A 24,243-nucleotide genomic window follows, 5' to 3' on the forward strand; every position below is an offset into this window, starting at 1 on the left:
CCGCCGGGACTCCGGTGACCGTCACGTTGAGCAACGGTGCGGTCATCACCATCGCGGCCGGTGCGACTACCGGCTCCGTGACCGTCGACGCACCAAAGGACGATGTCTACAAAGACGCCGGCCAAGTCGAAGTGACCATCAAGGATGCCGCGGGTGGCAACTTTGAAAACCTGGTAACCAATCCGGCGGCAGCGGTCACTGACGTGACTGACACCATCGACACCTCGACCGTGAACCTCACTGCGACCAGCGCTGTGGCTGAAGGCGGGACCGTGGTTTACACCGCATCCGTAACGGCACCGGTCACCGGTTCGCCAGTGGTCGTGACCCTGTCCAACGGCCAGACCATCACCATTCCGGTCGGCTCGAGCAGCGCCAGCGTCAACTTCACCGCGCCGAACGATGCACTGGCTGGCGGCGGTTCTCTGAGCGTGAAGATCGACGATGCCAAGGGCGGAAACTACGAGAAACTGGAAGTCGACGGCAAATCAGCCGACACCTCAGTGACTGATACTCCGGACACCACCAACCTGTCGCTGACCGCGACTGGCACCATGGATGAAGGCGGCCAGATCACCTACACCGCCACCTTGACCAACGCCGCCGGCACACCCGTGACCGTGACCCTGAGCAACGGCGCCGTCATCACCATCGAAGCAGGTAAAACCACCGGTTCCGTAACCGTCGATGCGCCAAAAGACGACGTCTACAAAGATGCCGGCACTGTCCAGGCAACCATCTCCACCGCCACCGGTGGCAACTTCGAGAACCTGGTGCCAAGCACTGCCCCGGCAGTAACCAGCATCACCGATACCATCGACACCTCGACCGTCACCCTGAACGCCACCGCTTCGGCAACTGAAGGCGGCACCGTCACTTACACCGCGACTGTCGGTGCGCCCGTGACGGGCAGCCCGGTCACCGTGTCCTTGGCCAACGGTCAGACGATCACCATCGAAGTCGGTAAAACCACCGGTACTGTGACCACCGCCGCACCGAACGACGCATTGACCGGTCATGTTCCGCTGACCAACTCGATCACCAGCGTCAGCGGCGGCAACTACGAGAACTTGGTAGCGGATAAAACGCCGGTCAGCACCACCGTGACCGACACCGTCGACACCACCAACCTCAGCCTGAGCGCGACCAACTCGGTCGCCGAAGGTAGTCAGATCACTTACACCGCGACCCTGACCAACGCCGCCGGCACTCCGGTGACCGTGACGTTGAGTAATGGCGCCGTGATCACAATCGACGCCGGCAAAACCACTGGCACCGTGACTGTCGATGCGCCGAAGGACGACGTCTACAAAGACGCCGGCACCGTCGAAGCAACCATCACTGGCGCCACCGGCGGCAACTTCGAAAACCTGGTCACCAGCAATACTGCTGCGGTCACGACTGTCACCGACACGATCGACAAAACCGAAGTCAGCATCAGCGGCAGTACCTCGGTCACCGAAGGCCAGACCGCCAGCTACACCGTCAGCCTGACTCACCCGGCGCAGACCGAAGTAACCCTGAAAATCGTCTACAGCGGCACCGCCGCCGACGGTTCGGACTTCACCGGCGTGTACACCGTGAAAATCCCGGCGGGCGCCAGCAGTGCGAGCTTCAACGTCGCGACGCTGGACGACAAGCTCACCGAAGGCACCGAGAACTTCGTGGTCAAGATCGACTCGGCCACCGGCGGCAACTTCGAAAACCTCGCGGTCAGCGCTTCCAACGGCAGCGTCAACACCTCGATCACCGACAACGATGCCGCGCCGGTCCTCGACCTGGACGCCAACAACTCCAGCGGCGCCACCGGGGCCAACTACAACGTGACCTTCACCGAAGGCACTACCGGCCAGGGCGTCTCGATCGGCGACACCGACCTGAAAATCACCGACCCGGACAGCACGATGCTGACCGGCGCGACCATCGTGCTGACCAACCGTCAGCCGGGCGACGCGCTGAACCTGGGCAACAGCGTCAATGGCATCAGCATCAACGCCAACAGCCAGGACGGCACGGTCACCCTGACCCTGTCGGGCAACGCGACGCTGGCCGATTACATGCAGCAGATCAAAAACATCAGCTTCACCAACAGCAGTGAAGATCCGAGCACCGTGCCGCGGATCATCACCGTGACGGTAACCGATGGCAGCAACTACTCCAACACCGCGACCACCACCGTCAACGTGGTGGCCGTGAACGACGCGCCGACCGCCGCACCGGTTAACGTCACCGGCACCGAAGACACCCCGCTGATCCTCGGCTGGTCGACCTTCGGCGTCAGCGATGTCGACAGCCCCACCGCCAACCTGGGGGTGAAAATCACTCAGCTGCCGGGCGACGGCAAGTTGCAGTACCTGGACGGTGCGACCTGGAAAGACGTGGCAACCAACCAGACCGTCAGCAAGGCCGACATCGACGCCGGCAAGTTGCGCTTCACGCCAGATGCCAACGAATCGGGCGTCGATGGCTACGGCGGCACCGGCGTGGGCAACAAACAGGCGGACTACGCGCAGATCAAGTTCCAGCCAACCGACGGTCAACTGCTGGGCAACACCGGCACGGTGAAAATCGACATCACACCGGTTGCCGACGCGCCATCCCTGAGCGTCGCGGACAACAGCGTCAAGTCCACCGGCCTGATCAAGGAAGTCTGGACCGGTCTGTCGGGCCTCGGCACCAATGGCAGCGGCGCGGCTACCGATACACTGAAATCGGTTATCGACGGCGCGGGAGCCCCGAACTCCAGCGGCACTGTGACCAATGTGCAGTCCAACGGCAGCGTCACCGCTGGCACTGCCTCGAAAACGTCCGGGCTGATTTACCTCGAAGCCGGCAAGACGTACACCTTCAGCGGTACCGGTGACGACAGCCTGTTGGTGACCATCGGCGGTAAAAACGTGGCCGCCACCACGTGGGGCGCAGGCGGCAGCCTGAACGGTTCGTACACCCCGACCACCAGCGGTTACTACACCCTGGACATCTACCACCACAACCAGAGTGGCCCGGGCAGCTATGACGTCAACCTGTCGGTCAACGGCGGCGCGGCGGTCGACCTGAGCAGTGCCGGCGTGCCGCTGTACACCGGCGTGTCGGATCTGGCCGCTTCTGGCGTGACAGTGTCCGACCTGCACGGCACCAATGGCGAAGGCTACTACGACGGCTACAAACTCAACGAAGGCGCCGAAGGCGCCAGCGTTCACCTGTCCGCGATCAAAACGGCACTGACCGATACCGACGGTTCCGAAAGCCTGAGCGTGAAGATCAGCGGCATGCCAGCGGGCTCGGTGCTCAGCGATGGCGCGGGCCACACCTTCACCACCACCAACGGTGAAGCCAACGTCACCGGCTGGAACCTCGGCACGCTGACCGTTACTCCGCCGCCGTACTACAACGGTCAGTTCACCCTGACCGTGACATCGACGTCCACCGAAGCCCAAGGCGGTTCGGCACTGAGTACCGCGCAGATCCCGGTCACGGTGTACCCGGCGGTTTACAACGCCACCACCGCCACAGCGGCCGACGACACCATCACCGGCACCGATGGCAACGACATCATGATCGCGGACATCGGCGGGCTGACCGTGGTGCCGGGCACCAACTACAACATCGCATTCATGGTCGACAGTTCGGGCAGCATGAGCGCTTCTTCGATCAGCGCCGCCAAGGATTCGCTGACATCGGTGTTCAACACCCTCAAGCAAAGCATGGGCGGTAACTCCGGGACGGTGAAAATCTTCCTGGTGGACTTCGATACCCAGGTCAACAAGTCGGTGTCGGTGAACCTGAATGACCCGAACGCACTGACCTTGCTCAAGTCGGTACTGGACTCGATGTCGTCCGGCGGCGGCACCAACTACGAGGACGTGTTCAAAACCACGGCCAACTGGTTCCAGAGTGCTGACGCCATTGGCAACACCGGTGCGAAGAACCTCACGTACTTCATCACCGACGGCAAGCCGACCTACTACCAGAACGGTGAGCAGACCAACCCGACCTTGTACGGCAATGTGAAGCTCGATGACGTCATCACCACCAGCAATTACAAGTTGGGGCAGACTTATTCCGGCTACCTGGACAGCACTCACTACCTGACCATCGACAGCGCCGGCAACGTCACGCTGCAGACTCAGAAAAACTCGGGGCACTGGAACAGTTCTGAACTGGGCACCCTTCATGCCGAGGGTAACGGCACCTACGAGCTGTCCTATCGCGATGGCAACGGCAGTAGCACCGGCTCCAACGCCATTGACAACTCCACTGACAGTTTTGCACTGCTAAACAACGTGTCGACAGTAGAAGCGATCGGCCTGAACAAGGACGTCACCCTCGGCGACCTCAAGCCGTACGATTCGGATCAAACGCCACAAACCAACATCGACCCGAAAGACCTGGCCAACTCGATCATCGGCCATACCGAAGCGACAATGCCGGGTGCCGACACGGTCAGCGGCGGCGACGGCAACGACCTGCTGTTCGGCGATCTGGTGAGCTTCAATGGCATTGCCGGCGAGGGTTATCAGGCCATGCAGGCGTTCGTGGCCCAGCAGACCGGCGTCGACGTCAGCAAAGTCACCACCAGCAACGTGCACCAGTACATCACCGAGCACTACACCGAGTTCGACGTATCTGGCGCCCACGACGGTAACGACACGCTGCTGGGTGGCGCGGGCAACGACATTCTCTTCGGCCAGGGTGGCAACGACCTGCTCGACGGCGGCAAGGGCAATGACATCCTGCTCGGCGGCAGCGGCAATGACTCGTTGATCGGTGGTCAAGGCAACGACATTCTGATTGGCGGTTCGGGTGCGGACACCTTCATCTGGAAGGCTGGCGATACCGGCAGCGACGTGATCAAGGACTTCAAGGCCAGCGAAGGCGATCGCATCGACCTGCGTGATCTATTGCAGGGCGAAAGCGGCAGCACCATCGACAACTTCCTGAAAATCACCACCGTGGACGGCGTGTCGTCCCTGCAAGTCAGCTCTGGCGGCAAGTTCAACGGCGCCGACGCCGCAGCGGCCACCCCGGACGTGACGATCAAACTGGAAGGTAACAATTGGTCCAGCGCCAGCATCAACTCGTTGATCGCCGGCAGTGATCCGACCATCAAGATCGATCACAACAACAGCTGATCCGCGAACTGACGGCCGCCCAGACCGGGCGGCCGTCACGTTTGCGTCCACCTCACGGGTGACGATTTCGTCGTCGCACCGCATACTCGCCTGCGTTGGCCTATGCTGCTGACAGCATGACGCTGGTCCATTTCCGAGGGATGCTCAATGTTTTACGTGCAACGCGATGCGCAAGGTCAGTTGGTGCGCGTGGAAGCCACGGCCTACGCCGAGGCCACGGAAACGCTGCCGGCCGATCACCATGAAATCCAGGCCTGGTATGCCCACGAGGTGGTTGAAACCAGCCTCAAGCAGCTCAAGCAGAGCGACCTGGAAATGATCCGGGTACTCGACGACTTGATTCAGGTGCTGACCCAAAAAGGCGTGATCCGCGTCACCGACCTGCCGGCCGCCGCGCAAGCCAAGCTGATGGACCGGACCCAGGCCCGTGAAGCGTTGGGCGGGTTGAGCCAGTTGATCGATGATGATGAGACGGGGTTGATCTAACGCCCCTTCGTCGGCGCCTGCACTGGCGCCTTCGCGAGCAAGCCCGCTCCCACATGAGTTCTGTGTTGATCGCATGATTGCGGTTCGACACAAATCCAGTGTGGGAGCGGGCTTGCTCGCGAAGGCGATCTTCAACTCACCACCGTTCCAACCTGCTAAACCTCGGCCCGAGCCTGCATCTGCGGCGACTCAAGGTGATCCAGCGCCCGTTCCACCAACAATTGCACGCCATCGGCCATTCGGCTAAGCGCCAAGGCGACTGAGCGCCGTGAGCCTTCCACATCGTCCGCCAGGTCGGCGGCGATGGCGCTGATGGAGAGCAGGTCTTCGGAGGCGTTGGCCAGAAGGGCTTCGGTGTCGATGTCGGGGGAGACGGTGAAGAGGCGGCCTTTGCGGGGCTCAGGCGGATTTGGAGTTACTTTGAACATAAGAAATACCCTAAACAGTAAGTTGGAGCCGTCACCGTTCGCTTGCACGCGAATAGGGTGGCGGCCGTGCGCAGGTGTGCAAGACCGGGACTGTTTAGGACACCCAGCAGATCCGAGGATCTCCTGCGCGCAGCCGCCATAAAGCAGTGAACATCGAAATGCTCATTGAGAGGAATGGCAGCACGCTACCTAAACAGTTTGGTCGGACTTGCACGTCCGTGTCACCGATTATTCAGTGACAAGGCCAGACTAGCCCTGAGTTTTGGCCAAAACAAGTTCACCAAAACCGCTACAACTTGAAGGAAATCTCCTAGGATCTTGCCATCAGATTTTTCTGCCGCCTGTGCTGACGCCTTCGCGGGCAAGCCTCGCTCCTACGGGGGTTGTGGTTCACGCGATGGTGCGTTGTCATCCGCCCTGTAGGAGCGAGGCTTGCCCGCGAAGACGGATTCACTGACGACTTAACTCAAAAGCCTCACTGCCAAGGCCTAGGCTCACCAAAGAGCTGCCCCTGAACCCCATACAACCCCATCTCACGAATCACCGACAGCTCCCCTTCGGTCTCGACCCGCTCGGCAATCAGCGGCAAATCAATGCTATGCGCCGCCCGCTGAATCGCCTCGATGAACAGACGCTTGTCACTCTCCTGATCAATCGCCCGGATGTAACTGCCGTCGATCTTCAGATACGCCAACCCCAGCCGCGCCAGGTTGCCGATCATGCTGAAGCGCCCGCCAAAACGTTGCAGACTCAGCGAGAACCCAAGTTCGCGCAAACGTCGCGTCAGTTGCTCCAGCACCGCTTGCTCGGGCAATTGCTCTTCGCCGATTTCCAGGGTCAGTCGTTCCCCGAGATTTGAATGCTGACGCAGTATCTCGAACACCGCGTTCAGCGCCTGCGGATCCGCCAGTGTCGCCGAAGACAGGTTCAGTGCCAGCGACTCTTCATGGTCGGCCATCTGCTCAAGCACCAGCTCCAGCATCAAACGGTCCAGCCGCGCGGTCCAGCCGAAACGCTCGAGCCACGGCAGGAAACGCCCGGCGGGAATGGTCTGGTCCTGCTCATCGAGCAGGCGCGACAGCACTTTGTAATGCAGCACCACCTGCGTGTCGTGGCTGGCCACCACCGGCTGGAAGTACAGCTCGAAACGCTGCTGATCCAACGCCTGATCCAGCAAGGTGTGCCAGGCATGGTGGTCATCGCCAACCCGGGCCGATGCACTGTGATCGAGGCACGCCCAGCTCGGTTCGCCCTGACTTTCCGCCTGGGCCAACGCCTGATCCGCCAACCCGATCACTGCTTGCGGCGAGTCGCCATGGGCAAACGGCGCCAGCCCGATCGAGGCCACCGACGCCACGTCCGTGGCGCCCGTCGCATGCAGGCTCGCCAAGGCGCTGTCGAGGTTACTCGCCAGTTGCAGCGCTTCTTCGCGCACCAGCCCCGGCGCCAGCACGGCGAACTCACCGCCACGAATGCGCGTGACGAGGTTCTGGGTTTCCGGGTACTTGGCGCACTCCCGGGACAACTGCTCGCCCACCGCTTTCAACAATTCATCGGTGCGCTGACCACCCAGCCGCTGGTTCAAACCAGCCAGGTCCTTGACCCGCAGCAGCAGCAAATAGCCGGAACTGGCCTGCTCGGCATTGCTTACTCGCGCGTTCAATTGCATTTCGAAATAGCGCCGGTTGGCCAGGCCGGTCAGGTTGTCCTGATAGGACTCGGCCCGCAGTTTTTCACTGCGTTCGGCCTGCTCCTGGAACAGTGCCTTGAGCTTCTCGACCATCTGGTTCATCGCCTGCACCACCCGGCGCAGTTCCGGGGTACGCGGTAGTTCCGGCAGGCTGAGGAATTCGCGACGAGCAATGGCGTGGGATTGCTTGACCATGTAATCCAGCGGCTTCAGTTGCCGGCGCAGCAACAGCGCGCCCAGCACCGCACTCACCGCACCGCAGATCAGCAACCAGCCGAGGCTGCCCAACGCGCTCTGCCACAACTTGGCCAACGCGAACATCGGATGGCTGACCACCTCGACCCGCGCGGCCTGCTCCCAGCCTCGGCTGACAAGGGCGTCACCACCGGCCGGTTCCAGGCCGATCAGTTTGACGAACCAGTCCGGTACGTTAGTGACCGCCGGGATGCCGCTGCGCTCGACAATCGTCTTGTCGTTGGCCAGATCGACCACACGGATGCTCGCGTAATAACCGCTGTCGAAGATCGAACTGACCAGCAACTCGACCATCGCCGGGTCGTCGATGTTCGGCGTCAGGGACAGCGCCAACGCTGTGGCTGCGTCCTGGGCGTGGGAGCGCAACTGGTTGACGTACTGGGTACGCGAGCTTTCCAGACTGACCATGAAGCTGCCGGTGAAGGCGACCACCAGGAACAGACAGATAGCGATCAACAGCTGTTTGAACAAAGACATCTGAGCGCGTGCTCCTAGTTAGTCGTCTCGACCGGAAAACCTTCGGCCTGCATTTTCTTCAACACATCCTGCCAGCGGGACAGGCGTTTGGTGTCTCCGACCTTTTTGTTGCCCTTGGCACCCGGCAGCCACAGCCCTTCGGCATTGAAAGAGTAGACCGGCAGCAAATCGGTTCGCTGGTTGGCGGGCTTGATCGCGTCGATCAGGCTGTCGAGCACCAACGGCATGGCCTCGGGGCTCGAATAGTAGGTCAGGACCATGTGCGCGCGGTTCAGGCGCAAAGCCTTGACGTAGGTGATGCGCAGCTTGTCACTGGAGACACCGAGATGGCGCAGGCTGAAATACTTGGCGATAGCGTAGTCTTCGCAGTCGCCGGCGCCTTTCCACAAGGCTTCGATCGGCGTTTCCCAATAATCGACCTCGTGCCACAGGTCGATGTCTTCTTCGTAGCGCATCTGCTTGTTGAAGAACCGGTTGACCACGTTGAGCTGTTCCAGCTCGCCGACCTGCTTTTGCGTGGCCAGCAACTGCTGCCAGGCATCGATGCGCTGCCGCCCTTCACCCAATGGCCCGTACAACGCCTGCGCGCGACGGCTGATCAGCGAAAAATCCCAATCGGCATGCAGCCCGCCCAGCATGGCGCCGGCCAGCAGCAGTGCGCAGCCTAGCCAGCGCAAAGTCCGAGGGATCGCGAAACGTACCGCCAATGCGAGGCATCCAGATCAGGCAGGTGGAAAGCGCTTGATGGTGAAGGTTAGCCTGCTAAAAGACAATGGCACGGTGAGATCACTGGCGACACGCTAAACTTTATAGAGCGGGTGCAATAGAAAGAGATCGCAGCCGTCGGCAGCTCCTGCGCCGAAATCCGAGCTGGCGAAGACTGCTCTATTTTGATCGTTTGACAACCCGTCAGGCAGTCACTAGTGTCCATTTGGATCCAGATTTTTCAGCCAGTCGGGGTGCGTTTGTTGTGACAAAAAAGCCCAACCCTCTCAGCAGCATCAAGGTCAACGGGCCAATTCCCGCTCATCTGGCACGCTCGGTGATCGAAGAAACCCTGCGCGCGGCCATTCTCGACGGTCGCCTGCCTTGGGGCACTGCTCTGCGCCAGCAGGAATTGGCTGACCTGTTTGGCGTGAGCCGCATGCCGGTGCGCGAGGCATTGCGCCAACTGGAGGCACAATCACTGCTCAATGTGGTCCAGCACAAGGGCGCCGTGGTGGCCCCGCTGATCAACAACGATGCGGTCGAGACCTACGCCTTGCGCTCGGTCCTGGAGTCTTTCGCTTTGCGCTTGTCCATTCCGCTGCTCGATGCCAACGACCTGGCGCTGTCGGCCCAGTGCATCGAGCAACTGGAAGCGCAAACCGATTACTCTGAAATCGGCAAGCTCAATCGGCTGTTTCACATGTCGCTTTACCACAAGGCGCCTAACCGCAAGCTCCTGGACTTGATCGAGCGGGAACTCAATGAAGAAGAGCGCTTCCTGCGCTTTCATCTGTCGTCCATGGGGCTGGGTAAACTCACCCAAGACGACCATCGCGCCCTGCTCGAGGCCGCGAGGGCCAAAGACATCGATAAAGCGACTGCCTTGCTGGAGCGTCACCTGGAAAAAGCCTCCGCCACCATGCGTCGGTATCTGGAACAACAGCCGAACCGTTGACCGTTCGCCGGTGACCTGACTGGCGTATCACTTTCTTACACATTCTCCCTCCCCATCTCCGCTCTTGCCTGGCGCGGCGAAGCCGTGTCCGCGGCCGTCGCTGCCATCAGTTCAATGGCACTGCCATTGATTTAGGCTCACTCTTGCATTTGTCGATTCAAACAGGCCAAAAGAAGTCAGCGCCTGGCTGTAAAACAGGCGAATCGAAGCCATTACGCAAGGAGCGTCGCCCAACAGGCGGGACGATCGGAGGTCCGACCGACGTCCCGCCCATAAAACATCAACTTCTTAATTTCCCGTTCCCTGAAGTGCTCCGAGTGAGGCATTCACTCAAACTATTAAATTCTGATAAATACAATCGGAAGGAGCCTCTTCGTCCAAATAAAACTTACATCAGAAGTTTTAATAAACTTCCTCGCGCCCAATAAATACCTCAACTTTAAATAAATAAAAAAACGCTTGCCGACTACTTGTCCCGTGTATTAATTTTTTCTTCGTCGAGCCGTTATCGACTGTTTCTGATTGCTTAAAGGCTTAACGAGAAAGGCTTACAGAGCAACACAACGCATTCAAGGCGAACACTTAAGCAACTTAGGTATTACATGGACTTCGGTTCAGGCACCCGCTCATCTATATAAAAAAGCGGGGACCCTTGCCGAGAACATCATTGATGAGGACGTTCCAATGCAATCAACCAGCGAACAACTTTTTCTGAAAAAACGCGAACTTGGCCAACACCCGGTTTTTTCCGAAATAACATCAATCAATCTATTGCGCCGTTTTATGGAAAGCCATGTTTTCGCGGTGTGGGACTTCATGTCGCTGACCAAACGCCTGCAACGGGAGTTGACCTGTGTGCACCTGCCTTGGCTACCGCCGGCGGACCCGCAGGCTGCACGCCTGATCAACGAAATCGTGCTGGGCGAGGAGTCGGATGACCGCCCCGGAGCAGGGTTTTGCAGTCACTTCGAATTGTATCTGGATGCCATGCAGGAGGTCGGCGCGGACACCCGGGCTATCAAGCGATTCATCACGCTGCAGCAGGAAGGCGTAAGCCCCCAGACCGCGCTGGACAGTGTCGAGGTCGAACCGGCGGCGGCAGAGTTCGTCCGCCAGACCCTGCACACCGCCCTGCACGCCCCGGCGCACAGTGTGGCTGCCGCGTTCGTGCATGGTCGCGAGAGCGTCATTCCGCAGATGTTCCAGCGCATGCTGGACGCCTGGGGTATTGGCCTGGATCAAGCCCCGACGTTTCGTTACTACCTGCAACGGCATATTGAAGTCGATTCCGAAGACCACGGCCCGGCGGCGGAAAAACTGCTGGCGCGTCTGATCAATGGCGATCCGCAACGCGAAACCGATGTCCTCGCCGCTGCTCTCGCCGCCGTCGACAGCCGTATCGCACTGTGGGACGGCTTGCGTCAGAGCATGGCCCAACCGGTTGCGCAGGTGACGCCATGAACGCCGTCCACTACCAATCCTTCGCTGACGCCTGGGAAAGCCGCGCCACGATCCGCACCCGACCACGGCGCCGGGTCGAAGACGACGACAAGCTGATCTTTCCCATGAGCCGCCAGCCCCTGGTGCATAGCCAGACCTTTCTCAGTCACTGTCCGCAGTTGCGCGATTTTGTGCTGGTGCAGAGCCTTTACAAGTTCATCAACGACGTCGTGATTTTCGAGACTGAGCTGGTGGACAACACTGCCCGCCGCATCGCCAAGAACAGCTTCGGCATTGAGTTCCCGTTCGCCTGCCGCTACGACGCGATGACGGTCGTGGTGGACGAGGATTACCACGCACTGGTGGCGATGGACTTCATGCAGCAGACCATCGATATGACCGGCATCGCACCGATCCCGCTGCCAATGCAGATCGAACTCAGCCGCGCGATACCGGCGACGCTGGCCCAGGCACCGGAACACCTGCTCAGCGCCGTAGAGCTGATCTGCATCGCCATTGCCGAAAACACCGTGACCCATGAAGTGGCTGCCTTCGCCCGGGACGATTCGGTCAAGGCTTCGATCAAGGGTTTGATGGCCGACCACCTTATGGACGAGGGGCGTCACGCCGGTTTCTGGACGCGGCTGGTGCAGATTTACTGGAGCACCGCCCCCGAAGAGGACCGCCATGCGATTGCGCGATTGATGCCGGGGTTCATCGCCCAGTACTTGGCGAGCGATCTGCAGCGGGCGTTCGATTTCGAGCTGATCGCCCACCTGTCCGTCGACGAATCGGTGCGCCAGTCACTGCGCGAAGACGCCAGTGCGCTGACTTATCCCATCAATCGATTTCATCCGCTGGTGGGCAATATCACGCGCTTCTTTCGCAGCAGCTCGATGCTCGCGTCCCCCTGCGTGCGCGATGCCCTGGCCGATTACCTGACTCCTTGAGGATCCGCCCATGAGACGCCTTGAAATTGCAGTGTCTGGCAGCAGCCAGGCAATGGCTGATCTGACCCTTGAACTTGAACTGCACGGCCATGCTGTCGTGCGTCTTGAATCGCCGGCCAGTCACGGTCCGGTGGATTTGTTAATCGACGACGGGACGGCGCCTTGCGCCCTCCAGGCCCGATTTCGCCTGGAGGTACGCGTGGCACTTGATGACCTGCCGAATGAGGTGTTGCCGCAGCCGGTGGTGATTTTTCGCGACGGTGCGCAGCGACTGTTATGGCGGCAGGTTATCGCTCCTGAAAGCTGCGGCAACGGCCAGTCCCTGCGCCTGCGCACACTGGCAGCAGTAGTCGAAAGCGGCGCACGGCTGGTCAGCCAGCTCTCTCGGGACGAGACCTGTTTCGATCACTGGTCCACGGTAGAGGTCGGCGCTGCCGACCCACTATTGCATGGGCTTGATGCACTGGAGATGCTGGCCTTCGAGCACCGCCTCAATGCGCCTGCGGCACTTGGGCTGCTGGCCGCCGCCCAAGTGCCAGTGATGCATGGCATTGAGCAGCGCATGCTCGATGACGCGACGCAACCGGCCCTGTGGGTCGATGGCTTGCTCGTCGATTACAAGTCCTTACGCAGCCTGGCGCTGAGCTTGCAACAACCGATGCTGGACGTGCTGCGCCATCGCGGCGCAACCGACCGCCCGGTGGTAATCGGCGTGAGCCTGCCCAAGTCGCCGCAACTGTACGCGGCGATTCTGGCGGTGCTCGGTTGCGGTGCGGTGTACCTGCCGCTGGACCCGCAGCATCCGGCGCAACGTCGGCGCTTCATCCTGGAGAGCGCCAACGCGGACCTGCTGTTGCATGACGGCGACAGCGATCTGGGCGACGTGTCGTTGCCGACGCTGGACGTCCGCCGGCTGCCTTTGCTCAAGCCCGGCCTCCCGGCCTCACTGATCCGCCGCACGGGGAACATCGACGAACCCGCCGTGGCGATCTACACCTCGGGCACCACCGGCCAGCCCAAAGGCGTGTTGCTCAGCCATCGCAACCTCAGCCATTTCTGTGCCTGGTACGCCGACCACGTGGGGTTGCAGCGCAGCAGTCGGGCGTTGCAGTTTTCCACCATCAATTTCGACGCGTCGCTGCTGGATATCCTGCCGGCTTTTATCCAAGGCGCGCGACTGGTGGTGCCCAGCGACGACCAGCGCCGCGATCCACAGCAATTGGTCGAGTTGATTCGCGGGCAGCAAGTGACCCACGCCTTCCTGCCGCCGGCGCTGCTGAGCGTCATGCCGCTGGAAACACCGCTGGGCCTTGAGCACTTGATTACCGGCGGCGATGTCTGCGAGCCGTTCGTGATTGAACAGCTCGCACCACAATGTCGATTCCACAATATTTATGGCCCGACCGAAACCACAGTGTTAGCCACAACACGGCAATTTTGCGTCGGTGACAGCAATCGCAATCTCGGCGTACCCATCGCCAATAGCCAGCTGCTGATCCTGGATGAGCAACTGCAACCAGTGCCCCAAGGCACACCCGGCGAGCTGTATATCGCCGGGCCGGGCGTCGGCCTGGGTTATCTGAACGATCCGGCGCTGACCGCGGCGCGCTACCTCAACCTGACGCTGCCCGACGGGCAAAGGCTGCGCGTTTATCGCACCGGTGATATCGGCCAGTGGACCGACGAGGGGATCGAACTGAGTGGCCGTCGTGATAACCAGGTGAAGATCCGAGGCTTTCGGGTCGAGCCCGAGGAAATCGAGCAGTGCCTGCGCGACAGCCATCTGTTTCGCCAGGTGGCGGTGGTGATCGATGAGCGGCGGCGCATCCTGGCGTACCTGGTTCACCCCAGGAATGACCGGCCCGGTAACGCCCTGCCAGCCTTGCGCGAGCATGTGCAAAACGCGCTGCCCGGTTACATGCACCCCGGCGCCTACATTGAACTGCCGCACCTGCCCTTCACCAGCAACGGCAAGGTCGATCGCCGGGCTCTGCTCGCGACATCAATACAGGCCCAAGTCGCTAGCCAGCGGCGCCAGCCGCAGACCCCGCTGCAGATGCAGTTGCGCCAGCTGTGGTCCGAGTTGCTTGAGCTGCCGGTCGAGGACATTGCCACCGACGAGAGCTTCTTCAACCTGGGCGGGCATTCGATCCTGCTGTCACAGCTGCTGCTGAGCATCCGCCAGGCGTTCGGCCGCAGTCTGTCGATCAATCGCTTCATCGAAGCGCCCACGCTGCTCACTCTTGCGAAACTGCTCGAGGGGCCCGAGCAAAGCGATGCATCGCCCCTCAGCCCCAAAGCCTTCATCGATGCTGCAGCCGAACTCAACCTCGATCCGCTGCCGATCAGCCAGTGCGGTGACGTGCATAAGGTGCTGGTGACCGGTGCCAACAGTTTTCTCGGGGTACATATCGTCGAGGCTTTGCTGGCCTGGGGCGCCACCGAGGTCGCGTGCCTGGTGCGCGAATCCGGCGGACAAAGCGCGGCCGAACGTTTCGCCCAGGCCCTGCGGGATAACCGTCTCACCCACCTGGACCTGAGTCGGGTCAGCGTTTACGCCGCCGACATCACCCAACCGCAATTGGGTTTGCCGGACGACGTTTACACGCGCATAGACCGCACCTTCGGCGCATTGGTGCACAACGCCGCCAACGTTAATCACGTCCTCGATTACGAGTCGTTGGCGCGGGATAACGTCGAGCCGATTTTCGAGTGCCTGCGCCTGTGTGAAGGGCGCAGCAAGAAGATCTTCAACTTCGTCTCGACACTCTCGGCGTCCAGCACGATCTCCGACGATGGCCGGGTTCTGGAATTGCCCGCCGCGCAGACACCGCCGATCTACATCAAGAATGGCTACAACCTGTCCAAATGGGTCGGCGAGCGGATCCTCGAACGGGCGCGGGAGCGTGGGGTGCGGGTCAATCTTTTTCGCCCCGGCAACATCAGTTTCAACAGCCTCACTGGCGTCTGCCAGCCCCACAAGAATCGCTTGATGTTGATGCTCAAAGGCTCGATCCAGCTCGGTCAGGTGCCCGAGTTCGCGCTGAACTTTGACCTGATGCCGGTGGATTTTCTTGCCCGTTTCATCGCCTTCCACGCCAGCCGTTACCAGGCCGAAAAAGCGGTGTTCAACCTGCACAACCCCGAGCCCCTGAGCTGGGATTGCTACGTAGCGTCATTTCGCGAGGCCGGCCGGGAGTTCGCCATGGTCAGCGTCGCTGACTGGCAGCAGCAACTGGGTCGGGTCGACAGTGACAACGCGCTGTTTGGCGTGCTCGGTTTCTACCTCAACGGCTTCGAAGAAGACATCGGCGACATCTCGATGATCGGCCACGACAACGCCCAAGCGGGCGTACGGCAGATGGGCGCGCATTACCCGGAAAAATCCCCGGCACTGCTGCGACGCGGCTGCGACTACCTCAAAGAAATCAACTTCATCTGATTCACCCTAACCCTGCACGGAGCAAAACCATGAATACTCTGCAACCCGATACCCTGATCAAAAATCCTCACGGCTGCCACGTTGTGTCTTCGGTGGACGTACCGGCCGATGCGGCACAGGTCTGGGCGGTGGTCGGTAACTTTGCCGGCTTCGATCGATTCATTCCGGCGCTGTCGCACATCGAGATGACGGGCGAAGGCGTGTCGTCGCTGCGCAAGAAATTCTTCAAGGACGACAACCACCTGGTGGTCGAGCAGCTCAACTCTCGGGACGACCAGGCACTGAACATGACCTGGACCCTCGTCTACAACACCTTGGGCATCGGCAATTTGTGGGCGGCGATGAGGGTGGAATCCATCGGCGCAGACAAGTCGCGGGCAATCTGGACCATCATCGCCGAACCGGCTCAGGGCGGTGAGCAAGCCCTGCCGGGGTTCAAGGATTTCCTTCAGGGGTTTGCCGATGATGCGATGGGGAATGTGTTGAAGCTGTTTGTGTAAGGCTTCAGTTCAGCGGTGACTGGTACACCGCTATCGCGAGCAGGCTCGCTCCCACAGGGGTTCTCGGTTGTTCACAAATGTTGTGATCACGGAAAACTCTATGTGGGAGCGAGCCTGCTCGCGATTGAACGATAACGCGGTAGAACTGATTTGAATCAGATCTTGAAACTATCAACCAACTGCTTCAACCGATTGGCCTGCTGAGACAACGCATCGCAATCCTTCAATGTTTCATTAAGGTTGGCCACGCTCTGCTGGTTCAGCAGGTTGATCTGGTTGACGTCGACGTTGAGGGTTTCCACCACGGCGGTCTGCTCTTCGGTCGCTGCGGCCACCGACTGATTCATGCCGTCGATTTCGCCGATGCGCTGGGTCACGCTGACCAGACGCAGGCCGGCCTGGTTCGCCACTTCGACGCTCTGCTCGCTGGATGCCTGACTGGCATTCATCGTGGTCACCGCTTCGCGAGAACCGATCTGCAGCGAGCTGATCATCTTGTGGATCTCTTCCGCCGATTCCTGGGTGCGATGAGCAAGGTTACGCACCTCGTCCGCCACCACCGCAAAGCCACGACCGGCCTCACCGGCACGGGCCGCTTCGATGGCCGCGTTGAGCGCCAGCAAATTGGTCTGCTGGGAGATGCCTTTGATCACATCGAGAATGTGCCCGATGTTGTCGGTGCTCGCGTTCAGGGTTTCGATCTGCGTGCAGGACAGGCTGATTTTCTGCGACAGCTCGGTCATGGCCAAGATAGTTTTTTCCACCACCTGACGACCGTCATCGGCCTGCTCGCTCGCGCCGCTGGCGTGTTGCGAAGCATCGGCGGCGTTGCGGGCGATTTCCTGGGTGGCGGCGCCCAATTGGTTGATTGCCGCGGCCACGCTGTTGGTGCGGGCGCTTTGTTCGTCGGAGCCGATGATCGAAGCGTTGGACGATGCCATCACCCGTTGCGACAGGTCATGAACCTGACGGGTCGCCGAGGACACTTCGCAAATCGACGCGTGAATCCGCTCCACGAACTGGTTGAAGGAACCACCCAACTCGCCGAACTCATCTTTGCTTTCTACGACCAGACGACGGGTCAGGTCGCCCTCGCCCTGAGCGATGTCCTGCATCGCACGACCCATCGTGGTCAGCGGACGCATCAGCACGCTGATCAGCAGACTCAGCAGCACTGCAATGGCGGTCACGGCGATGAACATCGCGATCAGCGCGGAGGTGCGGAACTGGCTCAGTGGTGCGTAGGCCTTGGCCTTGTCGATCGACAGACCGATGTACCACTCGGCATTGGGCAAACCACTCACCGGCGTGAACGAGAGGATGCGGTCCTGCTTGTTCAGTTCTACTTCCTGAATGCCTTTCCCGATGCGGACACTGGAACCCGGATAGATGTCTTTCAGGTTCTTCATCACCTGATCCTTGTCCGGGCTGACGATCACCTGACCGTCGGCGCTGACGAGGAACGCGTGACCGATACCACCGAAGTCCACTGAGTTGATGATCTTCACCAGGGTTTCCAGACTCAGGTCACCGCCTACAACGCCCAGCAGTTCGCCTTGCTTTTTCACCGGCATGGCGATGGTCACCACCAACCCGCCGACCGCTGCCATGTAAGGCGGGGTCAGCATGGTCTTGTCGGCGACCACAGCTTGCTTGTACCAAGGCCGCTGACGCGGATCGTAGCCGTCCGGCATCTTCGCGTCGGGGCGCTGGGTGAACACACCATTGGCCTGCCCGACGTAGGTGAACTGGAAGTTCGAGGTGAGGGCGGGTTGATCGACCAATCCCGGCAGATCGGCATTGGCGCCTTGATGAGCGACGTTCTGCGCGAGGTTTTCCAGGACCAGCACGCGGCCGCTCATCCAGTTCTGCACGCTGCTGGCGGTCAGCTCGCCGGCTTGCTCAACGGATGACTCGAGGTTTTGTCGGATGGTGTTTCGCTGCAGATAGTCGTTGTACAAAGTGAACAACGCAAAAGCCAGCACCACGACGCCTGAAGCGGCCAGCAGGATTTTATGGCTGAACTTGAGATTCATATCATGGGACTTCTTATGCAAAAAGTGGGGATGCGTTCCGGGTTGCAACATTCCATGTAACCGCGCAGACGGCATTCTGGGGCCGCTCTACTTTGGTGCACGCATGTCTCACCAGTCTTGTCGGCACGAGAGGGAGAAATCTTAGGGGTTTGTACGAAACCCGTCGGATAACCGCCGAACGGTGTGCTAGAGCGTCCACGCCGCAGTGTTTAGTGAGGGTTGCATGAACGGCAGTTGCAAATTTCCCGACCCTTGATGACAATGCGACTAATTATCATTTGTGACGTTCGGGCTGTTGCGTTCATGTCCTCACCTGAGTTTGCAGTACAGGCGCTTTACAGCAGCCATCACGGTTGGCTCAACACATGGTTGCGCGCTCGGTTGGGCAATGCGGCCGATGCGGCGGATCTGGCTCAGGACACGTTCGTCCGGCTGCTGCAAAGAACCGAACGCCTGGAGCTCAAGGCCCCCCGCGCCTTTCTGCGAACCATCGCCCGTGGCCTGGTGATCGACCACTGGCGCCGTGAGGAAATCGAGCGCGCGTACCTGGAAACCATCGCCCATTTGCCCGAGGCCGAAACCCCGAGCGCCGAGGCACGGGCATTGGTGCTCGAATTGCTGGAAAGCATCGCCCGCATGCTTGAAGGCCTGAAGCCGAAAGTGCGTCAGGCATTTCTGCTGGCCCAGTGCGAAGGACTTACCCACAAGCAGATCGCCGAACACATGGGATTATCCCTACGCTCAGTGGAACGCTATGTGGCCGACGCGCTGTATCACTGTTACGTGCTGCGGTATGAAGCGTGATGCCTGTGGATAACTCAGCGCTGAATCGCCGCGGCGAGCCTCATCAGCAGGTGGTTAAACAAGCCATCCATTGGTTGCTGCGTCTGCGTAACAACGCGGCCAACTCCAGACTGCGCCAGCAATGCGACGTCTGGCGGGCCGAGCACCATGAGCACGAACTGGCCTGGCAACGGGTGCAGTCCCTGCAAGCCGAGTTGAGCAGTAATTTGCGCGCGGTGCCCGGGGCTCAAGTCGCTTTCAACACTTTGGAAAACAGCGCGCAGGGATTGGGTCGGCGCCAGGCATTGAAGCTGCTGTCGGGCGCGTTGCTGATGGGTTCGGCGGCGTGGTTGGGCAAGGACGTGATCGGCTGGCAACAGTGGACTGCCGACTTCGCCACCGCCACGGGCGAGCGACGCGGTTTCCAGTTACCGGATGGCACGCGTCTGGAGCTCAATACCGCCAGCGCGGTGGACCTGGACTACACCGCGCAGCAGCGCCTGATCAAACTGACTCGTGGCGAGATCGTCGTGACGTGCGGCATGGCAAGTGAAGGGGTTTCGCTTGATCGACCGTTGCGGGTGCAAAGCCGTCACGGTGTGTTCGAAAGTGTGGCGGCGCGCTTTATCGTTCGTCAGGACGCCGACTGCACGCGGCTCAGCGTCACCAGCGGCGTGGTCGCAATCCATTCGCCACGGGCCGCCGATGGCCTGCCGATTCAGGTGCAGGCCGGGCAGAGTTATCTGATCGATCGAAGTCACGCACAGTTGGCACCGCCTCAAGACATGGATGCCGGCGCCTGGGTCGACGGCCTGATCGTCACCCGCAACATGCGTCTCGGGGATTTCATTAATGAAGTCGGGCGTTACCGTCCCGGCTATCTGACCTGCACGGCCGACATTGCCAACTTGCGGCTGTCCGGGGTTTTCCGTCTTGAAGACACCGACAAATTGCTGGCCATCCTGCCGCAAACCCTGCCGGTGCAACTGCGCTATCGCACGCGCTGGTGGGTGACGCTGGAACGACAGGCCTGAATTATTTTTGGCGGGTTTTCCGAACAAGTCCGGCTTAGTCAGTAAGCACTTCAACTCTGCCTTCAGCGACTTCCTACGGAAACCTACAATGACTGTGCGCGCCATCAGTAAGAACCCTCTCCCTTTCGCCGCGGAATCAGGCGTCTTGCGCCACGCCATCCGCGCGGCACTGTTCTCCACCGCATTGGGTGTCGGCCTGCTGCCGACACTTGGCGTTGCAGCACAGGGCAGCGAAGCCAGTAGCCACCGCTACAACATCGCCGCAGGCCCCTTGAGCGATGTGCTCAACCAATTCGCGCGTCAGGCGGGCATCACGCTGTCGACGACTCCGGCTCAAACTCAGGGCCTTCAATCGCCGGGACTACAAGGCGACTATTCGGCGGATCAGGCGTTGAGTCATTTGCTCAATGGCACAGGGCTTGTGGCCGTCAGTCAGGATGGCAGCAGCTATGTGCTGCGGCCCGTTGCTGAAACCGAAGCCCTGGCGCTGCCCACCACCGACATCAAAGGCTTCGCCCTGGGCAATGCGCTGGGCAGCATGGATGGCTACAACGCAACGCACAGCCAGATCGCCACCAAGACCAGTACCGCACTGCTGGAAACCTCGCAAAGCGTGTCCGTGGTGACCCGCGATCAAATGGACGACCAAGGCTCGCAAACCGTGTCCCAGGCGATGCGCTACACACCGGGCGTGCTGACCAATCCTTACGGCGCGACCCACCGTTATGACTACGTGGCGATGCGCGGTTTCAACGACGGCTCGGTGGATAATATTTATCTCGACGGCCTCAAATCCATGGGCGACAGCGGCACCTACAGCACCATGCAGGTGGACCCATATTTCCTGGAACGAGTCGATATCCTCAAAGGGCCGTCATCGGTGCTCTATGGTCGCAGCTCGCCAGGCGGGCTGGTGGCGTTGACCAGCAAGAAACCGTTGTATGAGCCCTATCATCAGGTTCAGGCCACGGTGGGCACTCAAGGCCAACGCGGCATGGGTTTCGACTTCAGCGGGCCGGTGGATGATGACAAGCGTATTGCCTATCGCCTGACAGGGTTGGCGGATCAGTCCGACACACAGTTCGACCACAATAAGGAAAAGCGCTTCGCCCTGGCGCCGACGGTGAGCATCGACTTCACCGAAGATACCTCGCTAACGCTACAAGCCTATCTGCAACACGATCCCGACGGCGGCTATCACGGCGGCGTCCCGGCCGATGGCACGATCCATCAGCGCAATGGCAATCGGATCTCCCCCAACTTCTTCGAAGGCGAGCCGGGCGTTGATGGTTTCCAGCGTGATCAACAGTCCTTCGGTTATCAGTTCGAACACCGTTTCAACGACGTCTTCACCACGCGGCAGAACTTTCGTTATCTCGACTCCAAGGTGAAGATCGATCAGGTTTACGCCTATGGCTGGACCACACCCACCAGTAACGAGTTGAACCGCTATTACACCGGCGGCGACGAAAAGCTCCGCGCCTTTATCGTCGATAACATGCTGCAAGCCGAGTTCTTCACCGGCGCAACCAAACACACCGTGCTGATGGGCGCGGACTACCAGCGGCGCAAGACGGTCGTCGACTGGACCAGTGGCGGTCTTGCGCCGATCGATGCGTTCAATCCGGTATACGGCAATTCAGCCATCGACTTCTATACCCCGACCAGTTATCTGCGTCGCCTGGAACAGACCGGCGTCTACCTGCAAGACCTGATCGAGATGGATAAATGGCGCTTCTCTTTGGGCCTGCGTCAGGACTGGGTCGAAACCTCCGATGAAAATCGGCTGGCTGAAGCGGAACGCCCTGTGGGCACGGAAATCAGTGACAAACGCACCAAGCTGACAGGCCGAGCCGGGGCGTTGTATCTGTTCGATAACGGTATTGCGCCGTACATCAGCTACTCCGAGTCGTTCAACCCGAACTCCTACGCCGACAGCGCCGGCAATCCTCTGGCACCGACCGATGGCACCCAGTGGGAAGTGGGCCTGAAGTACCAGCCGCCGGGCACCGACAACTTGTTCACGGCGTCGCTGTTCCGCATCGATCAGGAAAACCTGGCGACCAAACTGCCGCAGGAAAACTTCTATCGCGCTGTAGGCGCCGTCCGCTCCCAAGGTCTGGAACTGGAAGCGCACATGCAGCTGACCGATAACCTGAAAGTGCTCGGCAGCTACACCTTCACCGACATCGAGTATTCGAAGTCGATGATCAGTACGTTGAGCACCGCAACCGACGTAATCGAGAACAAGGGCAACTCGCCGACTCAGGCGCCACGTCATATGGCCTCGGTGTGGGCGGACTACACGTTCGACAGCGCAGCGCTTGATGGTCTGCGTCTGGGTGGCGGCGTGCGTTACGTCGGTTACAGCTGGGCCGATGCGGAAAACACCCTGAAGGTGCCGTCCTACACATTGTTCGATGCTTCTGTCGGCTATGACCTGGGCAAGGTAGGTTTGAAGGGCGTGGACGTACGTCTGAATGCGAACAACCTTACCAACGAGTCCTATGTGGCCTCCTGTGCCAGCCTGAACTTCTGCTACATGGGTGAAGAGCGCAACGTCGCCGCTACCGTGAGCTACCAGTTCTAACGACTTGTTATCCAAAAAAAGCCAGCCCCTGAATCCAGGGGCTGGCTTTATCGTCTCTGCAGGAAAATTCCATGCGTGCATTTCTGGTTTTACTTCATCGCTACATCGGTTTGGCGACCGCGTTGTTTCTGCTGATGGCGGGGCTTACCGGCAGCATTCTGGCGTTCAATCATGAGCTGGATGAATGGCTCAATCCGGGGTTCTATGCAGCGTCTGCCGACGGTCAGCGTTTGCCACCTGGAGCCTTGGTCGACAAGCTGCAAGCGGAGCATCCGAGACTACAAGTCTGGTACATGGAGTACCCGTCAGAACAGGGTCATACCGCATTGCTGGCTGCTGTACCGCGCAATGATCCTGCGACCGGAAAACCTTTTGCCGAGCCCAATCAGGTGTTCTATCTGGACCCGCTCAATGGCGAGCAGAAAGGGCAGCGGTACTGGGGAGAATGCTGCTTTCAGCGGGAGAACTTCATCCCGTTCATTCTTGAATTCCACTACAACCTGGTTCTGCCGAATAACTGGGGATTGTTGTTAATGGGACTGGTCGCGATCGCCTGGGTTGTCGATTGTTTCATCGCGCTTTGGCTGACGCTTCCACGAAGGAAACCATTCTGGAAGAAGTGGTCGACGGCCTGGAAGATCAAAGGCGGGCATGCCTATCGGCTGAACTTTGACCTGCATCGGGCCGGTGGTTTGTGGCTTTGGTTATTGCTGCTACCGATCGCTGTCAGCAGTGTTGCCATGAACCTGCCGAGCCAGGTGTTCAAGCCTGCCGTTTCACTGTTTTCGCCGATTGAGCCGAGCGTTTACGAGGCCCGTGGACGAATGCCTGCCGAGGAGCTGGGGGTTACGCGGCTGAGTTATCAACAGGCTTATGAACGTGCGTTGCAGGAAGGGCAAAGGCTGGGGCTAACACCTGCGATCGGGGAGTTGTATTACAGCTTTGAGTACAACTTTTATGGGGCAGGGTTTGGGCAACATGATACCGAGGCCCATGGAAAGTCCTGGCTGTTCTTCCATGGCACGGACGGGCGTTTACTGGGACAGGAAATCGCAGGCCAAGGCACCTTGGGGGAGCGTTTTCATCGGCTGCAATTGCCGATACACGGAGGGCGGATCATTGGGCTCACCGGGCAAGTGATGATCGCGTTGTTGGGGGTTTTGATTGCGGTACTGTCGGTGACGGGAATCTATATCTGGTTGCGCAAATTGCTGGCTCGAAGGAGTAGCAAGGCACGCAAGACCTGGATCTGACCCGTTCCGGATTGAAGTTTCTATAGCCCAGAAAGACAAAACCCCTGTCTGCATAAGCAGACAGGGGTTTCGGAATTCAATCTT

General features: G+C 59.9%; 14 protein-coding genes and 1 pseudogene. 11 read left to right on the forward strand and 4 right to left on the reverse strand.

What is annotated here, in order from left to right; translation table 11 throughout:
- A pseudogene (locus PMI30_RS26905) lies at window positions 1-5,132 on the forward strand (LapA family giant adhesin); the annotation flags it as partial.
- A gap of 147 nt (window positions 5,133-5,279) precedes the next feature.
- Entirely contained in the window at window positions 5,280-5,618 is a 339-nt protein-coding gene (locus PMI30_RS26900) for a hypothetical protein (protein WP_008005691.1), read from the forward strand.
- Between the two features lie 155 nt (window positions 5,619-5,773).
- Here the strand turns inward: PMI30_RS26900 and PMI30_RS26895 are convergent, their stop codons facing one another.
- From PMI30_RS26895 to lapG, 3 genes are all read right to left on the reverse strand, one after another.
- Window positions 5,774-6,046 (reverse strand): DUF6124 family protein, encoded by a 273-nt coding sequence (locus PMI30_RS26895; protein WP_008005693.1) that lies wholly within the window; start codon window positions 6,044-6,046, stop codon window positions 5,774-5,776.
- 475 nt (window positions 6,047-6,521) lie between these two features.
- Complete coding sequence (lapD, locus tag PMI30_RS26890; RefSeq protein WP_008005695.1) at window positions 6,522-8,468, reverse strand: cyclic di-GMP receptor LapD; 1,947 nt, start codon at window positions 8,466-8,468, stop codon at window positions 6,522-6,524.
- A 14-nt stretch (window positions 8,469-8,482) separates the two neighbouring features.
- The gene (lapG, locus tag PMI30_RS26885; RefSeq protein WP_008005696.1) at window positions 8,483-9,175 is read right to left on the reverse strand and encodes a cysteine protease LapG; all 693 of its coding nucleotides are present in this window, start codon (window positions 9,173-9,175) and stop codon (window positions 8,483-8,485) included.
- Window positions 9,176-9,438: 263 nt separating this feature from the next.
- Here lapG and PMI30_RS26880 point away from each other — a divergent pair, with 263 nt between their 5' ends.
- The 5 genes from PMI30_RS26880 to PMI30_RS26860 all read left to right on the forward strand — a co-directional run bounded on the left by PMI30_RS26880 (window position 9,439) and on the right by PMI30_RS26860 (window position 16,463).
- A complete protein-coding gene (locus tag PMI30_RS26880; protein ID WP_008005698.1) occupies window positions 9,439-10,131 on the forward strand; it encodes a GntR family transcriptional regulator in 693 nt (230 codons plus the stop codon).
- A gap of 684 nt (window positions 10,132-10,815) precedes the next feature.
- Window positions 10,816-11,592 (forward strand): DUF3050 domain-containing protein, encoded by a 777-nt coding sequence (locus PMI30_RS26875; protein WP_008005700.1) that lies wholly within the window; start codon window positions 10,816-10,818, stop codon window positions 11,590-11,592.
- Window positions 11,589-12,521, forward strand: a complete 933-nt coding sequence (locus PMI30_RS26870; RefSeq protein WP_008005705.1) for a diiron oxygenase — start codon at window positions 11,589-11,591, stop codon at window positions 12,519-12,521. Before PMI30_RS26875 ends, PMI30_RS26870 begins: the two co-directional genes overlap by 4 nt.
- A gap of 10 nt (window positions 12,522-12,531) precedes the next feature.
- Entirely contained in the window at window positions 12,532-15,963 is a 3,432-nt protein-coding gene (locus PMI30_RS26865; protein ID WP_008005706.1) for a non-ribosomal peptide synthetase, read from the forward strand.
- A gap of 29 nt (window positions 15,964-15,992) precedes the next feature.
- On the forward strand, window positions 15,993-16,463 hold the full coding sequence (locus tag PMI30_RS26860) for an SRPBCC family protein (protein WP_008005707.1): 471 nt from the start codon (window positions 15,993-15,995) through the stop codon (window positions 16,461-16,463).
- 155 nt (window positions 16,464-16,618) lie between these two features.
- Here PMI30_RS26860 and PMI30_RS26855 read toward each other — a convergent pair whose 3' ends face one another.
- The gene (locus tag PMI30_RS26855) at window positions 16,619-18,499 is read right to left on the reverse strand and encodes a methyl-accepting chemotaxis protein (RefSeq protein WP_008005708.1); all 1,881 of its coding nucleotides are present in this window, start codon (window positions 18,497-18,499) and stop codon (window positions 16,619-16,621) included.
- 303 nt (window positions 18,500-18,802) lie between these two features.
- Here PMI30_RS26855 and PMI30_RS26850 point away from each other — a divergent pair, with 303 nt between their 5' ends.
- From PMI30_RS26850 to PMI30_RS26835, 4 genes are all read left to right on the forward strand, one after another.
- On the forward strand, window positions 18,803-19,303 hold the full coding sequence (locus tag PMI30_RS26850; RefSeq protein WP_008005709.1) for a sigma-70 family RNA polymerase sigma factor: 501 nt from the start codon (window positions 18,803-18,805) through the stop codon (window positions 19,301-19,303).
- Window positions 19,303-20,316: a FecR domain-containing protein gene (locus tag PMI30_RS26845; protein ID WP_008005710.1), complete on the forward strand. Its 1,014-nt coding sequence runs from the start codon at window positions 19,303-19,305 to the stop codon at window positions 20,314-20,316. Before PMI30_RS26850 ends, PMI30_RS26845 begins: the two co-directional genes overlap by 1 nt.
- An 88-nt stretch (window positions 20,317-20,404) precedes the next feature.
- Window positions 20,405-22,906: a TonB-dependent siderophore receptor gene (locus PMI30_RS26840; RefSeq protein WP_008005711.1), complete on the forward strand. Its 2,502-nt coding sequence runs from the start codon at window positions 20,405-20,407 to the stop codon at window positions 22,904-22,906.
- Window positions 22,907-22,977: 71 nt separating this feature from the next.
- Complete coding sequence (locus PMI30_RS26835) at window positions 22,978-24,159, forward strand: PepSY-associated TM helix domain-containing protein (protein WP_008005713.1); 1,182 nt, start codon at window positions 22,978-22,980, stop codon at window positions 24,157-24,159.
- Window positions 24,160-24,243 lie beyond the last annotated feature (84 nt).

It is taken from the genome of Pseudomonas sp. GM50 (genome assembly GCF_000282375.1).
Taxonomy (GTDB): Bacteria; Pseudomonadota; Gammaproteobacteria; order Pseudomonadales; family Pseudomonadaceae; genus Aquipseudomonas.